General features: G+C 70.9%; 18 protein-coding genes and 1 tRNA gene. 12 read left to right on the top strand and 7 right to left on the bottom strand.

Annotated features, from left to right (window positions below; genetic code table 11):
• Window positions 1-28 precede the first annotated feature (28 nt).
• The 4 genes from OG410_RS18495 to OG410_RS18480 all read right to left on the bottom strand — a co-directional run bounded on the left by OG410_RS18495 (window position 29) and on the right by OG410_RS18480 (window position 4,671).
• Entirely contained in the window at window positions 29-907 is an 879-nt protein-coding gene (locus OG410_RS18495) for an S-methyl-5'-thioadenosine phosphorylase (RefSeq protein ID WP_329300194.1), read from the bottom strand.
• Window positions 908-1,057: 150 nt separating this feature from the next.
• Complete coding sequence (locus tag OG410_RS18490) at window positions 1,058-1,375, bottom strand: FmdB family zinc ribbon protein (RefSeq protein WP_329300193.1); 318 nt, start codon at window positions 1,373-1,375, stop codon at window positions 1,058-1,060.
• A 68-nt stretch (window positions 1,376-1,443) separates the two neighbouring features.
• The gene (locus OG410_RS18485) at window positions 1,444-2,706 is read right to left on the bottom strand and encodes an MFS transporter (RefSeq protein ID WP_329300192.1); all 1,263 of its coding nucleotides are present in this window, start codon (window positions 2,704-2,706) and stop codon (window positions 1,444-1,446) included.
• A gap of 363 nt (window positions 2,707-3,069) precedes the next feature.
• Window positions 3,070-4,671, bottom strand: coding sequence for a potassium/proton antiporter (locus OG410_RS18480; protein WP_326787226.1), 1,602 nt, complete (start codon window positions 4,669-4,671; stop codon window positions 3,070-3,072).
• A gap of 185 nt (window positions 4,672-4,856) precedes the next feature.
• Here OG410_RS18480 and OG410_RS18475 point away from each other — a divergent pair, with 185 nt between their 5' ends.
• On the top strand, window positions 4,857-7,616 hold the full coding sequence (locus OG410_RS18475; protein ID WP_329300191.1) for a penicillin acylase family protein: 2,760 nt from the start codon (window positions 4,857-4,859) through the stop codon (window positions 7,614-7,616).
• Between the two features lie 195 nt (window positions 7,617-7,811).
• On the opposite strand, the gene OG410_RS18470 is transcribed toward OG410_RS18475, so the two are convergent.
• The gene (locus OG410_RS18470; RefSeq protein ID WP_329300190.1) at window positions 7,812-8,387 is read right to left on the bottom strand and encodes a 5-formyltetrahydrofolate cyclo-ligase; all 576 of its coding nucleotides are present in this window, start codon (window positions 8,385-8,387) and stop codon (window positions 7,812-7,814) included.
• 133 nt (window positions 8,388-8,520) lie between these two features.
• Here OG410_RS18470 and galU point away from each other — a divergent pair, with 133 nt between their 5' ends.
• From galU to OG410_RS18435, 7 genes are all read left to right on the top strand, one after another.
• Window positions 8,521-9,423, top strand: a complete 903-nt coding sequence (gene galU / locus OG410_RS18465; protein ID WP_329300189.1) for a UTP--glucose-1-phosphate uridylyltransferase GalU — start codon at window positions 8,521-8,523, stop codon at window positions 9,421-9,423.
• A 4-nt stretch (window positions 9,424-9,427) separates the two neighbouring features.
• Complete coding sequence (gene glp / locus OG410_RS18460; protein WP_329300188.1) at window positions 9,428-10,750, top strand: molybdotransferase-like divisome protein Glp; 1,323 nt, start codon at window positions 9,428-9,430, stop codon at window positions 10,748-10,750.
• 175 nt (window positions 10,751-10,925) lie between these two features.
• Complete coding sequence (moaC, locus tag OG410_RS18455) at window positions 10,926-11,438, top strand: cyclic pyranopterin monophosphate synthase MoaC (RefSeq protein WP_329300187.1); 513 nt, start codon at window positions 10,926-10,928, stop codon at window positions 11,436-11,438.
• Window positions 11,435-11,974 carry a MogA/MoaB family molybdenum cofactor biosynthesis protein gene (locus OG410_RS18450; RefSeq protein ID WP_326787232.1) on the top strand — a complete coding sequence of 180 codons (540 nt, stop codon included), beginning with the start codon at window positions 11,435-11,437 and terminating at the stop codon, window positions 11,972-11,974. Before moaC ends, OG410_RS18450 begins: the two co-directional genes overlap by 4 nt.
• Before the next feature lie 26 nt (window positions 11,975-12,000).
• A complete protein-coding gene (locus tag OG410_RS18445) occupies window positions 12,001-12,660 on the top strand; it encodes a GNAT family N-acetyltransferase (protein WP_329300186.1) in 660 nt (219 codons plus the stop codon).
• A gap of 173 nt (window positions 12,661-12,833) precedes the next feature.
• Window positions 12,834-14,105 (top strand): divisome protein SepX/GlpR, encoded by a 1,272-nt coding sequence (gene sepX, locus OG410_RS18440; protein ID WP_329300185.1) that lies wholly within the window; start codon window positions 12,834-12,836, stop codon window positions 14,103-14,105.
• A gap of 95 nt (window positions 14,106-14,200) precedes the next feature.
• A tRNA-Ala gene (locus OG410_RS18435) sits at window positions 14,201-14,274 on the top strand.
• 274 nt (window positions 14,275-14,548) lie between these two features.
• On the opposite strand, the gene OG410_RS18430 is transcribed toward OG410_RS18435, so the two are convergent.
• Window positions 14,549-15,025, bottom strand: a complete 477-nt coding sequence (locus tag OG410_RS18430) for a GNAT family N-acetyltransferase (RefSeq protein ID WP_329300184.1) — start codon at window positions 15,023-15,025, stop codon at window positions 14,549-14,551.
• Between the two features lie 148 nt (window positions 15,026-15,173).
• On the opposite strand from OG410_RS18430, the gene OG410_RS18425 reads away from it, so the two are divergent.
• Window positions 15,174-15,977, top strand: coding sequence for an exodeoxyribonuclease III (locus tag OG410_RS18425; protein WP_329300183.1), 804 nt, complete (start codon window positions 15,174-15,176; stop codon window positions 15,975-15,977).
• On the opposite strand, the gene OG410_RS18420 is transcribed toward OG410_RS18425, so the two are convergent.
• Window positions 15,965-16,648, bottom strand: a complete 684-nt coding sequence (locus OG410_RS18420; RefSeq protein ID WP_329304161.1) for a MerR family transcriptional regulator — start codon at window positions 16,646-16,648, stop codon at window positions 15,965-15,967. The two genes, OG410_RS18425 and OG410_RS18420, sit on opposite strands and share 13 nt — an antisense overlap.
• A 305-nt stretch (window positions 16,649-16,953) precedes the next feature.
• On the opposite strand from OG410_RS18420, the gene OG410_RS18415 reads away from it, so the two are divergent.
• Genes OG410_RS18415 through OG410_RS18405 form a run of 3 tightly spaced genes read left to right on the top strand, consistent with a single transcriptional unit; the run spans window position 16,954 to window position 20,335 of the window.
• Window positions 16,954-18,510, top strand: a complete 1,557-nt coding sequence (locus OG410_RS18415; RefSeq protein WP_329300182.1) for a flavin-containing monooxygenase — start codon at window positions 16,954-16,956, stop codon at window positions 18,508-18,510.
• Complete coding sequence (locus OG410_RS18410; protein ID WP_329300181.1) at window positions 18,507-19,454, top strand: alpha/beta fold hydrolase; 948 nt, start codon at window positions 18,507-18,509, stop codon at window positions 19,452-19,454. The genes OG410_RS18415 and OG410_RS18410 overlap by 4 nt, the downstream gene beginning before the upstream one ends.
• Window positions 19,451-20,335 carry an SDR family oxidoreductase gene (locus tag OG410_RS18405; protein WP_329300180.1) on the top strand — a complete coding sequence of 295 codons (885 nt, stop codon included), beginning with the start codon at window positions 19,451-19,453 and terminating at the stop codon, window positions 20,333-20,335. The genes OG410_RS18410 and OG410_RS18405 overlap by 4 nt, the downstream gene beginning before the upstream one ends.
• Window positions 20,336-20,434: the final 99 nt, after the last annotated feature.

The following is a 20,434-nucleotide window of genomic DNA, read 5'->3' as shown; positions in this document are numbered from 1 at the left end:
GGGAGGTTCCGCCCCCGTTCGATCCGGGTCACGGCAGCTCGAAGCCGGGATCCATCCCGCCCAGCGCGCTCGTGCACAGGCAGTCCCGCGATCCGTTCGCCGGCAGTCCCGCGACCGCGTCGAAGAGCACACCCCGCAGCCGGTCCACGTTCGCCGCGAACACCTTCAGCACCTCGTCGTGCGAGACGCCCTCGCCGGTCTCGGCGCCCGCGTCGAGGTCGGTGACCAGCGTCAGCGACGTGTAGCAGAGCTCCAGTTCGCGGGCGAGCGCGGCCTCGGGGTGCCCGGTCATGCCGACCACCGACCAGCCCTGCGCCTGGTGCCAGAGCGATTCGGCCCGGGTGGAGAACCGCGGACCCTCTATGACCACGAGCGTGCCGCCGTCCACCGGTTCCCAGTCCCGTCCGCGGGCCGCTCGCAGGGCGACCTCACGTCCGACGGGACAGTACGGGTCGGCCAGCGACACGTGCACCACGTTCGGCACCGTGCCGTCGGGCAGCGGCAGCCCGTCGAAGTAGGACTGCGACCGTGATTTCGTACGGTCCGCGAACTGGTCCGGAACGAGCAGGGTTCCGGGCCCGTACTCGGGGCGCAGCCCGCCCACGGCACAGGGGCCGAGGATCTGGCGGGCGCCGACGGAGCGCAGCGCCCACAGGTTGGCCCGGTAGTTGATGCGGTGCGGCGGCAGATGGTGGCCGCGGCCGTGGCGGGGCAGGAAGGCGACCCGCCGGCCGGCGATCTCCCCGAGGAACAGGGAGTCGCTGGGCGGCCCGTAGGGGGTGTCCACCCGCAGCTCGGTCACGTCGTCGAGGAAGGAGTAGAAGCCCGAGCCGCCGATGACGCCGATCTCGGCCGAAGCCGTCGACCGGACCCCGGCCGGGGTCTGTGGTTTCTCCGTGTTCGCCATGAACGGCACCCTAAGGGCTGTCCGGACGGAGGAGCGCCGAAGACCCCGTCGTCGTACGACGACGGGGTCTCGTGGAAAGCCTTGGACGGCCGTGCGGGCCCGAAGGCGGTGACGGCCGGGCCGGGACGGGAGTCCCGGACCGAGGAGTCCTTAAGCGGCGGAGCTGCCGGCCGAGCCGGTGCTCGACGACTTCTTGTCCGAGGACGACGAGGTGGACGCCGACGACGAGGACTTCGCGTCCGAGGTCGAGGACGTGGACGGCTTCGACACGGGCGAGCTGCTCGACGACGAGCCGCGGCTGTCGTTGCGGTAGAAGCCGGAGCCCTTGAAGACAATGCCGACGGCCGAGAACACCTTCTTCAGGCGGCCGTTGCATTCGGGGCACTCGGTCAGGGCGTCATCGGTGAACTTCTGCACCGCCTCGAGGCCCTCGCCGCACTCGGTGCACTGGTACTGGTAGGTCGGCACTTGTCTTCCTCCTGGCACTCTCACTCAGTGAGTGCTAACGACGGTCCATACTGACGTATTCCGCGAGATCAGTCCACTGTCACCGGCACGCGGTGACCGACGCCACGTGCGACGGCGCGGCTCGGGGTGTGTGAGGCGAGGCGTGAACGCAGCGCCACCAGGGTCGCCAGAGCCAGTGCCGTACCGGCCATCGGCACCAGGAACCCCGCGCCGTCCCAGAGCCTGTCCTCCAGCTGTCCGGCGACCGTGACGGCCGCCGCCTGGCCGAGCGCGACGGCACCGGTGAGCCAGGTGAAGGCCTCGGTGCGGGCGCCCTGCGGAACGAGGCTCTCGACCAAGGTGTAGCCGGTGATCAGGCTCGGAGCGATGCACATGCCGACCACGAGGCCGAGGCCGGCGAGCACGATCACCGAGTTCGCGGCCCACAGCCCGGAGGCGGCCAGCGCGAGGGCGGCGTACCCGACGACGAGCCGTCGCTGCGGGGCCACCTTCCAGGCGATCGCGCCGCAGACGATGCCCGAGAGCATGTTGCCCGCCGCGAAGACGCCGTACAGGACACCGTTCAGGCCGGGCTCGCCGATCGACTCGCTGTACGCGGCCAGCGAGACCTGCATGCCGCCGAAGACGGAGCCGATGCCCAGGAACGTCATGATCAGAACGCGCACCCCGGGGATCCGCAGAGCGGAACCGTGCTCCACGCGCGCGTGCCCGGCGGGGGAGACCGCGGGCTGTGTGTTCTTCTGCGCGGCGAACAGCAGCCCGCCGACCAGGGTCAGTGACGCCTCGGTCAGCAGGCCCGCGGCGGGGGTGACGGCCGTGCACAGCGCGGTGGCGACCAGCGGGCCGAAGACGAAGGTCAGCTCGTCCGTGACGGACTCGAAGGCGGCCGCGGTCGACATCAGGGGCGAGCCCTGGAGCTTCACGCCCCATCGGGCCCGCACCATGGGGCTGACCTGCGGCACCGAGGCACCGGTCGGCACGGCGGCGACGAAGAGGACCCACAAGGGGGCGTCCGCCAGTGCGAGCGCGGTCAGGGTGAAGCCGGCCACGGCGTGCACGAGGACGCCGGGCAGCAGGACGGCCCGCTGCCCGTACCGGTCGGCCAGACGCCCGGTGAGGGGCGCGAACAGCGCCATGGAGACACCGGTGGCGGCCGCGACCGCGCCGGCCGCGCCGTACGAGCCGGTGGTGTGCTGCACGAGCAGCACGATGGAGATCGTCAGCATGGCGAACGGCTGCCGGGCGGCGAAGCCGGGGAGCAGGAACGTCCAGGCACCGCGGGTACGCAGCAGCTGTCCGTAGCCAGGACGGGAGGTGACCGTGGATGCCACGGCCCGTGCCTTTCTGCCGCCTGGTAGCGCGCCCGTGCGGGGGGCGCCGAGAGCTGTCCTCTTGCGCGGATCTGCGGTAGATACCGGCATCCCCTGCGAAGGGACGTCTCGGCCGCCATACGGTCGCGCCAGCTCTGCGTCAGGCAGAGTTGGTTCGATCAAGGTGTGCGTTTCATCGTACAGGGGGTGACCGTAGTGCCGGGCCTGTGAAAAGGAGCACTCCGTGGCCGTGGGCCTGTGAATGCCCATCCTTTTCGCGATCGCGTTCGACATCTCGCAAGGGGCCGTACGGTGTCGCGTAAGGGCCGGCGGCGGCTCTCGACGCCCGCGGCAGCCCCGTAGGACCCTCGGTATCCGAGACCGTCACAGACCTGTTCTGTGCTGTGTCCGGTGCTCCGTTCCGCCGTCGCCGATGCCCAGCCAGTCGGCGAGCTTGCCGCCCTGGCCCACCGCGCGGAGGCGTCTTTCGGTCGCGTCCCGGACCGGGTCGGTCGCCACCACCAGCAGTTCGTCGCCGAGCCGCAGCACCGTCGTGGGCATGGGCACGAAGGACTCCGCCTCACGGACGACGAGCGTGACCGCCGCGCCCGGGGGCAGCCGCAGCTCGCCCACCTCCACACCGTGCATCCGCGAGCCCTCGGGGATCGCCACGGACAGCAGATGGCCGCGCAGCCGCTCCAGGGGGGCCGACTCGATGCCCAGGTCGGCGGCCCCGGCGGACTCCCCGAGACGGAGTTTGCGGGCCAGCCAGGGCAGGGTCGGACCCTGGACGAGGGTGTAGACGACGACCAGGACGAAGACGATGTTGAAGATCCGCTCGCTCTCCGCGATGCCGCTCACCATCGGGATCGTCGCCAGGATGATGGGTACGGCGCCGCGCAGCCCCGCCCAGGACAGCAGTGCCTGCTCCTGCCACGGGATGCGGAACGGCAGCAGGCCCACGACCACGCTCAGCGGCCGCGCCACCATCGTCAGCACCAGGCCGATGAGGAGGGCCGGGACGATGTCGTCGCCCATCTCGTGCGGGGTGACCAGCAGGCCGAGCAGCACGAACATGCCGATCTGGGCGATCCAGCCGAGCCCCTCGGCGAAGCCGCGCGTGGCGGGCCAGTGCGGCAGCTTCGCGTTTCCGAGCACCATGGAGGCGAGGTAGACGGCGAGGAAGCCGCTTCCGTGGGCGAGCGCACCGGCGGCGTAGGCCGCTACGGCGATCGCCATCACGGCGATCGGGTACAGGCCGGAGGCGGGCAGCGCCACGTGCCGCAGTCCGTACGCGCCCAGCCAGCCGACCGCGATGCCGATGGCGGCGCCGATGGTCAGCTCCAGCGCGATCTCACCGAGCAGCGCGTACCAGTGCTCCACCGGGCCCGCGGTGGAGAACGCGACGACCAGGATGACCACCGGGGCGTCGTTGAAGCCCGATTCGGCCTCCAGGATGCCCGTCACGCGCGTGGGGAGGGGGATCTTCCGCAGGACCGAGAAGACCGCCGCCGCGTCCGTCGACGAGACGACCGCCCCGATGATGAACGCCTGGCGCCATTCGAGGCCGATCAGATAGTGCGCGGCCGCGGCCGTGACACCGACGCTCACCGCGACGCCCACCGTTGCCAGCGAGGAGGCAGCCGGCAGGGCCGGTCTGATCTCCTTCCACTTCGTGCCGAGGCCGCCTTCGGCCAGGATCACGACCAGGGCCGCGTACCCGATGACCTGGGTCAGTTCGGCGTTGCTGAAATGAACGTCGCCGACTCCGTCCTGGCCGATCGCGACGCCGATCCCCAGGTACACGAGCAGCGTGGGGAGCCCACTGCGTGAGGAGATCCGGACCGCCGCCACCGCGATGAGCAGGACGAGCGAGCACACGAGCAGGAGCTGGTTGAGGTGGTGGACAGTCAGGGGCTGTTCCTTTCTCGCCGATCCGGTCCCGCCGCGGGCGGCCTCCGGATCCGAGCACCGGAAGCCGGCCACTTCGATGCAAGTACTTCGTTACCTTACCTAACTCTTGACGCTTTCTTGACGTTCCCGGAGGCAAGATCGAACGGCCGTGCTTCCCGGTTTCCTACTCCGCGTCAAGGCGCGGTAGGCCCTGCGCCTATGGTTGCCCCAGCACTCCAGGACCGCCTGCCGCTCGCGTTAGGACAGCAAGGACAGCGATGCCCCCCAACACCACCGCCTCTTCCGGCCAGCAGCCCGGCAAGTCCGGCAGGAAGAAGGGGCGCAAAGCCCGACTGTTCTTGATTGTCCTGGTTCTCGCCATCATCGGGGGCATCGCCTTCGGCGCGTACTGGAGCATCAGCACGGTGCGTGCCTCGTTCCCGCAGACCAAGGGATCCCTTCGGATCGACGGGCTGTCGGGGCCTGTGACCGTGCAGCGCGACGGCAACGGGATCCCGCAGATCTACGCCGCGTCCGACGCGGACCTGTTCATGGCCCAGGGCTTCGTCCAGGCGCAGGACCGGTTCTACGAGATGGACGTGCGCCGCCACATGACCTCGGGCCGGCTGTCCGAGATGTTCGGCGCGGGCCAGGTCAAGAACGACGAGTTCCTGCGCACGCTGGCCTGGGACCGGATCGCGAAGAAGGAGTACGACACCAAGCTGTCGGCCTCCACGAAGAAGTACCTCCAGGCGTACTCCCAGGGGGTCAACGCCTATCTTGAGGGCAGGAGCGCCAAGGAGATCTCCCTGGAGTACGCCGCCCTGGGCTTCACCAACGACTACAAGCCGACCCGGTGGACCCCGGTCGACTCGGTGGCCTGGCTCAAGGCGATGGCCTGGGACCTGCGCGGCAACATGCAGGAAGAGATCGACCGCTCCCTGATGACGAGCCGGCTCGGCCCGAAGCAGATCGCGGACCTGTACCCGGACTACCCCTACAGCCGGAACAAGACGATCGTCCGCGAGGGCTCGTACGACAGCGTCACCGGGACGTACAGCTCCTCGGACGCCGCCTCGACGTCCACGGCGGGCACGGGGCTCACGGGCGGCACCGCGGCGCCCTCCGGCTTCCAGAGCCAGCTCTCGGGGCTCTACAAGGTCCTCGACGACCTGCCCACCGCCGTCGGCGTGAACGGCAACGGCATCGGCTCGAACTCCTGGGTCGTCGCCGGCAGCCACACGATCACCGGCAAGCCGCTGCTGGCCAACGACCCGCACCTGTCGGCGTCGCTGCCCTCGGTCTGGTACCAGATGGGCCTGCACTGCACGGCTGTCTCCGCGAAGTGCCAGTACGACGTCTCCGGCTACACCTTCGCGGGCATGCCCGGCGTGGTCATCGGCCACAACGCGGACATGGCCTGGGGCATGACCAACTCCGGGGTCGACGTCACCGACCTCTACCTGGAGAAGATCACCGGCCAGGGCTACGAGTACGACGGCAAGGTGCTGCCCTTCACGACCCGCAAGGAGACGATCAAGGTCGCGGGCGGTGCCGCCCGGACGATCGTCGTCCGGCAGACCCAGGACGGGATGCCGCTGCTCTCCGACCGTGACGACGAACTGGTCCAGGTCGGCAAGAAGGCCACGGTCGACACCGAGGCGCCCGACCGTGGCGACGGCTACGCGATAGCACTGCGCTGGACCGCGCTGGCCCCGGGCAGGACCATGGACGCCGTCTTCGCGATGGACAAGGCGTCGGACTGGAGCGAGTTCCGCAAGGCGGCCGCGTCCTTCGAGGTGCCGTCCCAGAACCTGGTCTACGCCGACGGCGCCGGCGCGAGCGGCAACATCGGCTACCAGCTGCCCGGCAAGATCCCCACGCGCGCCAAGGGCGACGACGGCTCGCTGCCCTCGCCCGGCTGGGACTCGAAGTACCGCTGGACCGGCTACATCAAGCCGTCCGCCCTGCCCTACGAGTACAACCCCAAGCGTGGCTACATCGTCACCGCCAACCAGGCGGTCGTCGAGCCGGACAAGTACCCGTACACGCTCACCACGGACTGGGGCTACGGCACCCGCAGCCAGCGGATCACCAGCCTGATCGAGACGAAGACCAAGGGCGGCGCCAAGATCTCGACCGATGACATGCGCCAGATGCAGCTCGACAACAGCAGCGAGATCGCCAGCAAGATCGTGCCCATCCTGCTCAAGATCGACGTGGCCGACAAGGACGTCCGCGACGCGCAGAAGCTCCTGGAGGGCTGGGACTACACCCAGGACGCCGACTCCGCCGCGGCCGCCTACTTCAACGCCACCTGGCGCAACATCCTCAAGCTCGCCTTCGGCAACAAGCTGCCCAAGGAGCTGCGGGTCAAGGGCCAGTGCCTGTGGGTCGAGCGGGCCGACAGCACCGGTCCGGCGGACGAGGACCAGACGGTGCGCGAGTGCGGCGAGCGTGAGCCGGACCAGGCGCAGCCGGACGGCGGCGACCGCTGGTTCGAGGTGATCCGCAAGATCATCGACGACGAGCGCAACGACTGGTGGAAGCTGCCCAGGACGCGCACCGAGGAGGCGACCGCGACCCGGGACGACCTGTTCCGCCGGGCCATGACGGACGCCCGCTGGGAGCTGACCGCCAAGCTCGGCAAGGACATCGACACCTGGAGCTGGGGCCGGCTGCACCGCCTGTTCCTGAAGAACCAGACCCTCGGTACCGAAGGGCCCGGTTTCCTGCAGTACATGCTCAACCGCGGCCCCTGGAACCTCAGCGGCGGCGAGGCGACGGTCAACGCGACCGGCTGGAACGCGGCGGGCGGCTACGGGGTGGTCTGGGTGCCCTCGATGCGGATGGTCGTGAACCTCGGGGACCTCGACAAGTCCAAGTGGATCAACCTCTCGGGCGCCTCGGGGCACGCCTACAGCTCGCACTACACCGACCAGACGGAGAAGTGGGCCAAGGGAGAACTCCTGCCGTGGGCCTTCACCAAGAAGGCCGTCGACAAGGCGACGAGCGACACCCTGGTCCTGAAGCCCTGAAGCCCTGAAGCCCTGAAGCCCTGAAGCCCTGAAGCCCTGAAGCCCTGAAGCCCTGAAGCTTCGGCGGCCGTCGGCGCCGGCGTCCTCGCCGTACCCGACACCCTGAAGCCGGTGTCCGACGAAAGTGGCCCTCCACGCGTGCGTGGAGGGCCACTTCGCGTCCGCCGTCCGCCTTTCTCCCGCGTCCGCATCCCGTCAGCGGAAGCGGCGCACTCCGGAGGGGGTCACCACCGCGTGCACGGGCCGGTCGTGCGCCTCCTCCGGGACCCGGTCGACCACCTCGGTGTCGTACAGGAGCACCACCAGGGCCGGGTCGGCGCCCGAGCGCTCCAGACGGGCCAGTACGCGGTCGTACGAGCCTCCGCCGCGCCCCAGTCGCATCCCGCGGGCGTCGACGGCGAGTCCGGGCAGCAGAACGGCGTCGGCGTCCTGGACGGCCGTCGGTCCCAGCCGCTCGCCCGCGGGCTCCAAGAGGGCCATTTTCCCGCCGTGCCGGACCTCCGCGAGGGAGTCCGCCCCGGTGTACTCGCCCCAGTCCAGGTCGTTGTCCGGCAACAGGACCGGCAGGATGACGCGCACCCCGCGCGCGCGGAGCGTGTCCAGGAGGGCGAGGGTGCCCGGTTCGCTCCCCACGGACACGTAGGCGGCGACCGTGCCGGCCCGCGCCAGTTCGGGCAGTTCCAGGGCGCGGGCGGCGAGGGCGGCGGTGGTTTCCCGCACGTCATCGGCCGTCAACCCATTTCTCACCGACAGGAATCCTCGCCGCAACATTCGTTTGTCAGGCTGCGGTTCGCGTCCGGCGTGTCTCACGGGTGACTCCTGTAGCTCTCTTAATCCGTTCATATGATCGCGAGTTAACCGGATCCACAGATTCTGCACATAGCGACCGGTTATGGTTGCGGACATGACTGAGTCACACCCCAGGATCACCAAGGCTGTCATTCCCGCGGCAGGCCTCGGCACCCGGTTCCTGCCGGCCACGAAGGCCACTCCCAAGGAGATGCTGCCGGTCGTCGACAAGCCGGCGATCCAGTATGTGGTCGAAGAGGCCGTGTCGGCGGGTCTTGACGACGTTCTGATGATCACAGGCCGCAACAAGCGCCCGCTCGAAGACCACTTCGACCGCAACTACGAGCTGGAGTCAGCGCTTCAGAAGAAGGGCGACGCGAGCCGGCTCGCCAAGGTCCAGGCGTCGAGCGACCTCGCGACCATGCACTACGTGCGCCAGGGCGACCCCAGGGGCCTCGGCCACGCCGTCCTGTGCGCGGCCCCGCACGTGGGCCGCGAGCCCTTCGCCGTGCTCCTCGGCGACGACCTGATCGACCCCCGCGACCCCCTGCTGGCCCGCATGGTCGAGGTCCAGGAGCGGCACGGCGGCAGCGTGATCGCGCTCATGGAGGTCGCGCCCGAGCAGATCCACCTCTACGGATGCGCCGCCGTCGAGGCCACCGACGAGGGCGACCTGGTCAAGGTGACCGGTCTCGTCGAGAAGCCGGACGCCGCGGACGCGCCCAGCGGCTACGCCGTCATCGGACGCTACGTCCTCGACCCGCACATCTTCGACATACTGCGCAAGACCGAGCCGGGCCGCGGCGGCGAGATCCAGCTCACCGACGCCCTCCAGCAGCTCGCCGCGGACGAGAAGGTCGGCGGCCCCGTGCACGGCGTCGTCTTCAAGGGCCGCCGCTATGACACCGGGGACCGCGGCGACTACCTGCGTGCCATTGTCAGACTCGCATGCGAACGTGAAGACCTGGGCCCGGACTTCCGGACCTGGCTTCGCAGTTACGTAGCCGAGGAGATGTAGGGATTTGAGCAGCGCCGCGACCCGCACCACCGGCCAGGAACACCTCTGGTCGGTGGACGACCACCTGGAGGACATCCTCACGACCGTCCGCCCCCTCGAACCCATCGAGCTGCAACTCCTCGACGCCCAGGGCTGCGTCCTGCTCGAGGACGTCACGGTGCCGGTCTCCCTGCCGCCGTTCGACAACAGCTCGATGGACGGGTACGCGGTCCGGGTCGCGGATGTGGCGGGCGCGAGCGAGGAATTCCCGGCGGTCCTGACGGTCGTCGGGGATGTCGCGGCCGGCCAGGCCGACCAGCCCTACGTGGGCCCCGGCCAGGCCGCCCGCATCATGACCGGCGCCCCGCTTCCGCCCGGCGCCGAAGCGGTCGTCCCCGTCGAGTGGACGGACGGAGGCCTCGGCGAGGGGCCGGTCTCCCGGATGCGCGCGCACAGCACGTCCCCCGAGGGTTCCTCCGGACAGGTCCACGTCCACCGCCCGGCCGAGGCACGCGCGCACGTCCGCGCCAAGGGCAGCGACGTGAAGGCGGGCGACCGCGCCCTCGAAGCCGGCACCGTCCTCGGCCCGCCGCAGATCGGCCTGCTCGCCGCGATCGGCCGCGGCACCGTACGGGTGCGCCCCCGCCCGCGCGTGGTCGTCCTGTCCACCGGCAGCGAACTCGTCCAGCCCGACGAGGAGTTGGGCACCGGACAGATCTACGACTCGAACAGTTTCGCCCTGTGCGCGGCCGCCCGCGACGCCGGAGCCATCGCCTACCGCGTCGGCGCCGTCGCCGACGACGCCGAGACCCTGCGCTCGACCGTCGAGGACCAACTCGTCCGCGCGGACCTGCTGGTCACGACCGGCGGGGTGAGCGTCGGCGCCTACGACGTCGTCAAGGAAGCGCTGTCCTCGGTCGGCGACGAGGACGAGGAGGGCGGCGGCATCGACTTCCGCACCCTCGCCATGCAGCCCGGCAAGCCCCAGGGCTTCGGATCCATCGGCCCCGACCACATCCCGCTGCTCGCGCTCCCCGGCAACCCCGTCTCGTCCTACGTCTCCTTCGAGCTCTTCGTGCGCCCCGCGATCCGCACCCTGATGGGGCTGCCGGACGTCCACCGGCCCACGATCCGGGCGAAGCTCTCCGCGGACAAGGCGCTGACCTCGCCGAAGGGCCGGCGGCAGTTCCTGCGGGGTACGTACGCGGACGGCACGGTCACGCCCGTCGGCGGCGCCGGATCCCACCTGGTCGCCGCCCTCGCGCACGCCGACGCGCTGATCGTCGTCCCCGAGCAGGACACCTCGGTCGAGCCCGGCGCCGAGGTCGAGGTCGTAGTCCTCGGCTGAGCGGCCGGGGCGGAGCGGGCGCCCGTCCGGCCCCACCGGGGGCCGCCGGCTCGCACCGGGGGCGCACAGCCCCTGACGGGCGGCGTGGCGGCCTACGGGGCGGGCGGTAACCTGTCGCGCACACCAGGCCCACGCTCCGCACCGCGACGGGCCCCGACCGGGAGCGCCCACGCACATGACTGTTCCGTCCCGGGGGGAGACCTCCGGACCCTCTGTGCAGAACCGACTGACACACATCGATGAGGCCGGCGCCGCCCGTATGGTCGACGTGTCCGCCAAGGACGTGACCGCACGCACCGCACGCGCGAGCGGCCGGGTCCTGGTCTCACCGCGTGTCGTGGAGCTGCTGCGCGGCGAGGGGGTCCCCAAGGGCGACGCCCTCGCCACCGCCCGCATCGCCGGGATCATGGGAGCCAAGCGCACCCCGGATCTGATCCCGCTGTGCCACCCGTTGTCGGTGTCCGGTGTCAAAATTGATCTGTCGGTCGCGGACGACGCCGTCGAGATCCTCGCCACCGTGAAGACGACCGACCGCACGGGCGTCGAGATGGAAGCCCTCACCGCGGTCAGTGTGGCGGCCCTCACTGTGATCGACATGGTCAAGGCTGTCGACAAGGGGGCGGTCATCACGGACGTACGGGTGGAGGAGAAGACGGGCGGGAAATCGGGCGACTGGAGCCGGGCATGAGCGGCGAGAGCGTCATCGGCGGAGCCCTTCCGGCGGACTACAGCGCGCTGGTCGTCACGGCCTCCAACCGTGCCGCCGCCGGTGTCTACGAGGACAAGGGCGGCCCCCTGGTCGCCGGAGGCCTCGCGGAATGCGGCTTCGCGGTCGACGGGCCGTGGGTCGTGCCCGACGGTGACCCCGTGGAGGAGGCGCTGCGCAGCGGAGTCGAGGCGGGCTACGACGTCATCGTCACCACCGGCGGCACGGGGATCTCGCCCACCGACCGCACCCCCGAGGCGACCCGGCGGGTGCTCGACCACGAGATCCCGGGAATCGCGGAGGCCATCAGGGCGTTCGGCAGGGACAAGGTGCCCACGGCGGCGCTCTCGCGGGGGCTCGCCGGAGTGGCCCGGGGGACGCTGATCGTCAACCTGCCGGGCTCCACCGGCGGGGTGAGGGACGGACTGGCCGTTCTGGAACCCCTCCTGATCCACGCCGTCGACCAGATCCGCGGCGGCGACCACCAGGGACCCAGCGGCAGCGGAGGTGCGAGCTGAACAGCACATCCTGGCCGGTCGAGCTGGTGGACGGCGATGTCGTTCTCCGGCCGATAAGGCTGCGCGACCAGCGGGCCTGGCGCGAGGTGAACCGGCGCAACCGCGACTGGCTGCGTCCCTGGGAGGCGACGATTCCTCCCCCCACGCCGAGCGGCCCGATCGCGCACCGCCCGACGTACCGGCAGATGGTCCGCCACCTGCGGGCCGAGGCCAACGCGGGCCGGATGCTGCCCTTCGTGATCGAGTACCAGGGGCGGCTGGTCGGCCAGCTCACCGTGGCCGGGATCACCTGGGGCTCGATGTGCTCCGGACACATCGGCTACTGGGTGGACCAGTCGGTGGCGGGCCGCGGGGTGATGCCGACGGCCGTGGCGCTGGTCAGCGACCACTGCTTCCGCACCGTCGGACTGCACCGCATCGAGGTCTGTATTCGCCCCGAGAACGGGCCCAGCCGCAGGGTCGTGGAGAAACTCGGATTCCGGGAGGAAGGGCTGCGCCCGCGCTATCTCCACATCGACGGCGCCTGGCGCGACCATCTCGTCTTCGCCCTCACCGCGGAGGAAGTGCCCGAGGGGCTGCTCGGGCGCTGGAAGCGGACGCGGTCGCCGAGGAGCCGTTCGGATCAGGTGGGATCGGAGCAGGCCGGCTCGCAGAACCCGAGCAAGCCCGGCCACCCCGGGAAATGAAATAGGTGTTCGAAAATGATCGGCGGACGATCGCGTCAGGGCATTAATTTCGCGCTCGCGACGGCCTGTTGATCGCATCGGTCACAAAAAAAGTTCGAAATATCAGCCGGATCGTGCGACACACCGGCGCAATTGGCAGATGGCCTCATACAAACCCCTCTACCGTGTGAGGCGTGAGCAGCAGCGGCCTCATCTACGCAGTCATTGTCGGGGCCTGGGCCGCCTACTTGGTGCCGATGTGGCTCCGTAGGCAGGACGAGCTGAACGAAGCCCGTCCGACGGAACGCTTCAGCACCGCCATCCGGCTGCTGTCCGGACGGGCGGGCATGGAGCGTCGATACGCCAAGGACCTGCGCGCACGCTCCGCCGAGGAGGAGGAGCCCAGCGCCGACCCGGACGACGTCACCGATTCGGTGGACGTCCGGGCCTTCGCCGTGTCCCCGAACCGGCCCCAGGCGACGGACCGGCACCGTCCGCACGTCCAGGAACGAGTACAGGTGCCGGAGCCGGCCCAGGCGGAGCAGGAGCCGGGCGCACGCGCCCCCGGCAAGGAGAGCGGGGCGTACGAGACCTCGGGCACCGCCCGGTCCGTACCGCACCAGTCGGGTGCGCCGGCGCCGAGACCCCCGGCCAAGTCCGTGCCCCAGCAGGCCGCGTCGTCCACGCCCGGCGCCCGCCGGGCAGTCTCGGCGGAGGCCGCGGCGCGGGCCCGGCGTACGAAGGTCCTCGCACGCCGGCGGCGTACGACGGTCATGCTGTTCCTCGCCTTCAGCCTCGGCGCGGTCGTCGCGGCCGTGGGCGGGCTCGCCTTCCTGTGGGCGCCCGGCGTGCCGGCCGTGATCCTCAGCTCGTACATCGTGCACCTGCGGGTCCAGGAGCGGCGCCGCTTCACCTACACCATGGACCGCCGCCGGGCCGAGGTCGCGGCGCAGCGGCTCAGGGAGCGGCAGCCCCGCCGCCGGGCGTCCGTCGACCCGGTGGCGGACGAACCGGAGGAGGGCTCCGCCCCCGACACCGACCCCGGTCTCCTGGCGCTCGCCGCCGACCGCCGTGCCCTCGTCGAGCAGACCGACCACGCCGAGTGGGTCGACCAGCAGCGCGAACGGCAGTGCGGGCCCGCCCAGGGGGACAGCTGGGACCCGGTGCCGGTTCCCCTGCCGACCTATGTGACCGCGCCGGTCGCGCCCAGGGCGACGTCCAGCGTGGACCTGGGCGCCCCGGACGCGTGGAGCTCCGCACGCTCCAGCACGGTGGAGCCGAGCGCGCCCGAGGCGGAACCGGCCGACGAGGACCTCGCCGAAGGATCCGAGGGCGCCGGGGCGGCGGACGACAGCCGCAGCGACGCCAGGCGGGCGGCGGCCGCCCGCCGCGCCCGCGAGCGCGGCCGGACGCCGCTGTTCGACCAGTACGAGGACGGCGATCGGCCGCGAGCGGCCAACGAGTGACGAGTGTGACGACGGGGTGCGCGGGGTCCGGCTGACCAGGCAGGAACGGATTACCGAGCACCTCGATCGGGATGCTAGAGTTTCACTCGTTGCAAGGGCCTGTGGCGCAGTCTGGTAGCGCACCTCGTTCGCATCGAGGGGGTCTGGGGTTCAAATCCCCACAGGTCCACCGCAGCTCAGAGCCCCAGCCGGAGAGATCCGGCTGGGGCTCTTTGGCGTTGCGTGGGGCGAAGCACGGCAACTGCTTTCGGCCTTCTCTCTCGTGGCCGCCTTCCCGCTGCTGATGTCCCCCACGGCGTTGGGCTGGTACAGCGCCGCCAACTCCTGCGGGCGCGCAAAAGCAGCCGTCGGCGTGAGCCTGGTGCTGCCTCGCCCGGCGGGAGCGGCGCGGCGGGCGCTCCCGCCACCGCCGGGTGAAGGCCGCCTGGTGGCTGCCGGAGCCGCTAGAGGGCCTTGGCGTAGCAGAGGCTCAGTTCGTGGAAGCGGTAGTAGCCGAACTTGGCGCACGGTTCGTAGCCGCTCGACGCGTACAGGGCGACCGCCTCGGGCTGCTTGGAGCCGGTCTCCAGGACCATGCGGGTGCGGCCGGCCGTGCGGGCGTCCTCCTCCAGGGCGGCCAGCATGCGCCGGGCGAGGCCGAGCCCGCGGGCCTCGGGGACCACGTACATGCGCTTGAGCTCGGCGTCCCCGTCCGCGTAGCCCTCGTCGTTCTCGTCCTGGGTGCGCCAGCCGCCCGTGGCCACCGGGCGGTCCCACTCGTCGTAAGCGATCAGATAGAGGCCGAACGGCGGGGCGAACATCCGCGCGTCCAGATGCGTGGCGTCGCCGCCGTCGCCGTAGCGCACGGCGTATTCGGCCTGAACCTGGTCGTTGAGCTTCACGGCGTCGGGATGGTCGAAGGGGACCTGGCGGAAATTCATGCGTAATACCGTACGTCTATGCGATAGGTGAATGGACGGGTGGTGCGGGTCCGGCCGGTCGTGCCGTTCTCGTCGGTCGAGTTCCGGCCGGTCGCACGGATGTAGATCGAGTTCTGGTCGAACGTACCGATTAAGTATCGTGCCCCGGGTGCTGACTGTGACCTCTGTGAATGTGAACGGGCTCAGGGCCGCCGCGAAGAAGGGTTTCGTGGAGTGGCTCGGGGAGACCTCCGCGGACGTGCTGTGTCTCCAGGAGGTGCGGGCCGAGCCCGGGCAGCTTCCCGAGGAGGTGCGCGCGCCCGAGGGGTGGCACGTCGTGCACGCCCCCGCCGCCGCCAAGGGCCGCGCCGGTGTGTCCCTCTACACACGCCGTGAGCCCGACCGCGTCCGGATCGGCTTCGGGTCCGAGGAGTTCGACTCCACCGGACGGTACGTCGAGGCGGACCTGCCCGGTGTCACCGTCGCGAGCCTCTACCTCCCCTCGGGCGAGGTCGGGACCGAACGGCAGGACGAGAAGGTCCGGTTCATGGGCGAGTTCCTGGCCCACCTGAAGGAACTCAGGGTGCGGGCCGCCGCCGACGGGCGCGAGGTCGTCGTCTGCGGCGACTGGAACATCGCCCACCAGGAGGCCGACCTCAAGAACTGGCGCGCCAACAAGAAGAACTCCGGCTTCCTGCCCGAGGAGCGGGAGTGGCTCGGCCGGGTCCTGGACCCGCAGGACGGCGGGTACGTCGACGTCGTACGCGCCCTGCACCCGGACGCCGAGGGTCCGTACACCTGGTGGTCGTATCGGGGGCGGGCCTTTGAGAACGATTCAGGTTGGAGGATCGACCTTCAGGCCGCCACGCCGGGGCTCGCGGGCAAGGCGGTCAAGGGGTTCGTGGAGCGCGCGGCGACCCATGGGGAGCGCTGGTCCGACCATGCCCCGGTCACGGTGGTCTACGAGCTCTGAGGGGTCTCGTCGCGCCCCTGGGGCCCGGTGTCCCGGCCTGTCCGCGGGTCCCGGTGCTCCCGTAGCCGGCGGTCCATCGCCATCGACAGCTCCGCCTCCACCACGCTCTTCGCCAGGGGGCGCAGGCGCTGGAGGTCTTCGGGGGTGCGGTCCTCGGTGAGGACCAGGGTGGTGAAGAGTTCGGCCAGTGCCTCGGTGTGCTCCCGTACGCGGCGGGCGGCCGTCAGGACGTCCGCGAGCGGGATGCCCTCGCGGACCAGGGCGGCCGAGACGTCGAGCAGGCGGCGGCTTATGTGCACGATCTCGCCGCCGTCCGTGCCGAGATAGCCGAGGTCGAGCGCCGCGGCGAGGTTCTCCCCGGTCGCCTGGCCCGCGAAGACGTCGGCCAGTTCCTCGGGGGAGAGGCGGACCGGGGTCTCCTCGGTGGGCTCGCCGAGGCCGAGCAGTTCGCCGACGTCGCGGCCGTGGTCGAAGGCCTCGGCCAGTTCCGCGATGCCGTTCAGGGTGTGGCCGCGTTCCAGCAGCGCCGAGATGGTGCGCAGACGGGCCAGGTGGGTGTCGTCGTACCAGGCGATGCGGCCCTCGCGCCGGGGCGGCGGTATGAGCTTGCGCTCCCGGTAGAAGCGCAGCGTGCGCACGGTGATGCCGGCCTCCTCGGCCAGTTCCTCCATGCGGTACTCGCGACGGCCGGGCTCCGGCGCCGGGCGGGCGGTGCCGGTGAGCGGCCCGGGGTCCGGGGCCGACGCTCCGCGCGTCGGCGTATCCGTCCGGCGTCCGCCGGACTTCCGCGTCGCCGTGCCCCCTGCCCGCGTCTCCGCGCCGCGCTTTCCTGATCCCTCGGCCACGTCCGCACCCTACGTCGTACCCCGGGTAACTTTCCCGCTCGCGACCCCTACCCATGAGTACGAAGCTGCTCTACCCTCCCGATTGTGCCAGTGTTCACTGGCAGGGTCGTGCGGGCTAGGGAGGCGTCGGGATGACCGAGCACGAGCATGTACGGGTGGCGGTGATCGGGTCCGGGTTCGGGGGACTGGGCGCCGCCGTGCGGCTGCGACGCGAAGGGATCACCGACTTCGTGGTCCTGGAGCGGGCCGGCAGCGTGGGCGGCACCTGGCGCGACAACAGCTATCCCGGGTGCGCCTGTGACGTCCCGTCGCACCTGTACTCGTTCTCGTTCGCGCCCAACCCCGAGTGGCCGCGCACCTTCTCCGGGCAGGAGCACATCCGCGCGTACCTGGAGCACGTGGCGGACGTCTTCCGGCTGCGGCCGCATCTGCGGTTCGACACCGAGGTCACGAAGATGACCTGGGACGCGGAGAAGCTGCGCTGGGGGATCGAGACGAGCAGCGGGTTCCTGACGGCGGACGTCGTGGTGTCCGCGACCGGGCCGCTCTCCGACCCCAAGATCCCGCAGATCCCGGGGATCGACACGTTCACCGGCAAGGTGTTCCACTCCGCCCGCTGGGACCACGACTACGACCTGCGCGGCAAGCGGGTGGCCATGGTCGGCACCGGGGCCTCCGCCATCCAGATCGTCCCGGCGATCCAGCAGGACGTCGCCCGGCTGACCCTCTTCCAGCGCACCCCGCCGTGGGTGATGCCGCGGGTCGACCGGGCCATCAGCGGCGTGGAGCGGTGGCTGCACCGGCAGGTGCCGTTCACGACGAAGGGCAGGCGCGGACTGCTCTGGGGCATCAGGGAACTCCAGGTGCAGGCGTTCACCAAGCGGCCGCATCAGCTGGGCGTGGTCGAGCGACTGGCCAAGCGGAACATCGCGCGCGCCGTGAAGGATCCGGCGCTGCGGAAGAAGCTGACGCCCGACTACCGGATCGGCTGCAAGCGCATCCTGCTGTCGAACGCCTACTACCCGGCGCTCACCCGGCCGAACGTGGACGTCGTGGCCTCCGGGCTCGCCGAGATCGACGGCTCCACGGTGGTCGCCGCCGACGGTACGAGGGCCGAGGTCGACGCGATCGTCTTCGGGACCGGCTTCCACGTCACCGACATGCCGATCGCCGAGCGGGTCGTCGGAGCGGACGGCAGGACGCTCGCACAGGCGTGGGAGACCGGCATGAAGTCGCTGCGCGGCGCCACCGCGGCCGGCTTCCCCAACTGGATGACGATCATCGGACCGAACACCGGGCTCGGGAACTCCTCGATGATCCTGATGATCGAGTCCCAGCTCAACTACATGGCGGACTTCGTACGGCAACTGGACGTCCTCGGGGGACGCGTGGCGCTCGATGCCCGCCCCGCCGCCGTGGACGCCTGGAACCACAAGGTCCAGGAACGCATGAAGCGCACGGTGTGGAACACCGGCGGCTGCACCAGCTGGTACCTCGACGCCAACGGCGTCAACACGACCGTCTGGCCCGGTACGACGACCGAGTTCCGGGGCGCCACGCGCCGCGTCGATCTGGGGGAGTACGACGTGCTGCGCGCGGCGCGGCCCGTACCGGGAGAAGCGCCGGAGGCCGCGCCCGAACCGCGTACGAAGAGCACCCGCAAGAAGAAGGTGGAGGCAGGAGCGTGAGCCGACTGACGCACGAGGCGCACGGGGTGTACGCGCCTCCCGTGCCGGCACGGGAACTGATCGCGCACTCCGCGGACGGCGCGCGACTGCACGTCGAGGTGCACGGCCCCGAGGGCGCGCCCGCCGTCGTCCTCGCCCACGGCTGGACCTGTTCGACCGCCTTCTGGGCGGCCCAGATCCGGGACCTCTCCGCCGACCACAAGGTCATCGCGTACGACCAGCGCGGGCACGGACGCAGTCCCGCGAGTGACGCGTGCAGCACCGAGGCGCTCGCCGACGACCTGGAGGCGGTGCTCGCGGCCACCCTCGCGCCGGGGGAGAAGGCCGTGCTCGCGGGCCACTCCATGGGCGGGATGACGCTGATGGCGGCTTCGGCGCGGCCGCGGTTCCAGGAGCACGCGGCGGCGGCGCTGCTGTGCAGCACGGGGAGCACGCGACTGGTCGAGGAGGCGCGTGTGCTGCCATGGCGCGCCGGACGGCTCCGGACGCGTCTCACCGGGGCCGTGCTCGGCTCGCGCGCGCCGCTCGGGCCCGTCACGCCGGTCGCCAGGCGGATCCTCAAGTACGCGACCATGGGCCCCGGTTCGTCTCCCGTCATGGTGGAGGCGTGCGCGCGGATCGTGCACGCCTGTCCGCGCGCCGTGCGCCACGCGTGGTCGGCCGTGCTCGCCACCCTCGATCTCGAAGCGGGGGTACGGGAGTTGAGGGTGCCGACGGCGGTGATCGCGGGCAGCGTGGACCGGCTGACACCGGTCGTGCACGCGCGCGCCCTCGTGGCGGCGCTGCCGAACTGTGTCGGCAGCACCGAGCTGCCGGGCCTCGGGCACATGACTCCGGTGGAGGCGCCGGAACTGGTGACGGCCCGCATCAGGGAACTCGTCGCCACGTACGCCGTGAAGACCGCGGAAGCCGAGCGGATCGCAGAGATCAAGGAGGGCGCATGAGCAGGGTGAGCCTGGAAGGGCAGGTCGCCGTCGTCACGGGGGCGGCGCGCGGTGTCGGCGAACTCCTCGCCCGCAAGCTCTCCGCGCGCGGGGCGAAGGTCGCGCTGGTCGGACTGGAGGCGGACGAACTGAAGCGGGTCTCGGAACGGCTGCCCGGCGAGAGCGACCACTGGTACGCCGACGTCACCGACCACGAGGCGATGGCGCGGGTCGCCCAGGAGGTCGAGGAGCGGTTCGGGAAGGTGGACATCGTCGTCGCGAACGCCGGTGTCGCGAGCGGCGGCCCCTTCATGGACTCCGACCCCGTCGCCTGGCGGCGGGTGATCGAGGTGAACCTGATCGGATCGGCGGTCACCGCACGGGCGTTCCTGCCGGCGCTGATGAAGAGCCGGGGCTATCTGCTCCAGATCGCCTCGCTGGCCGCGATGACTCCCGCCCCCATGATGTCGGCCTACTGCGCTTCCAAGTCCGGTGTGGAGGCGTACGCGCACAGTCTGCGCGCCGAGGTCGGCCACAAGGGCGTTCGCGTCGGCGTCGGGTATCTGTCCTGGACCGACACCGACATGGTGCGCGGAGCCGATCAGGACGAGGTGATGCGGGAGTTGAGGCAGCGGCTGCCGTGGCCGTCCAACAAGACCTATCCGCTGGGTCCGGCCGTCGAACGGATCGTGGCCGGGATCGAGCGCCGCTCCAGCCATGTGTACGCGCAGTGGTGGCTGCGCGGGATGCAGGGGATCCGGGGGTACCTGCCCGGCGTCATCGGGTCGGTCGGGCAGCGCGAGATGCGGCGGTTCGAACCGCGTCTCGGCGGTGTGCGGACCGGGCTGGTCGGTGCCGGCGGGGCGGCCGACGAGGAGGAACGGAAGTCGACGACTCCGTAAGCCGGCTGGAGGCGCCCCGGGAGGATCCGGGGCGCCTCCGGGCGTCTCCGGGAGGCCTCCGGAGTGTGTCCCACCGGCGTGTCTCACGGTGAGTGACTG

Source organism: Streptomyces sp. NBC_00659 (assembly GCF_036226925.1).
Taxonomy (GTDB): domain Bacteria; phylum Actinomycetota; class Actinomycetes; order Streptomycetales; family Streptomycetaceae; genus Streptomyces.
This window is presented reverse-complemented; position numbering and strand designations above follow the sequence as displayed.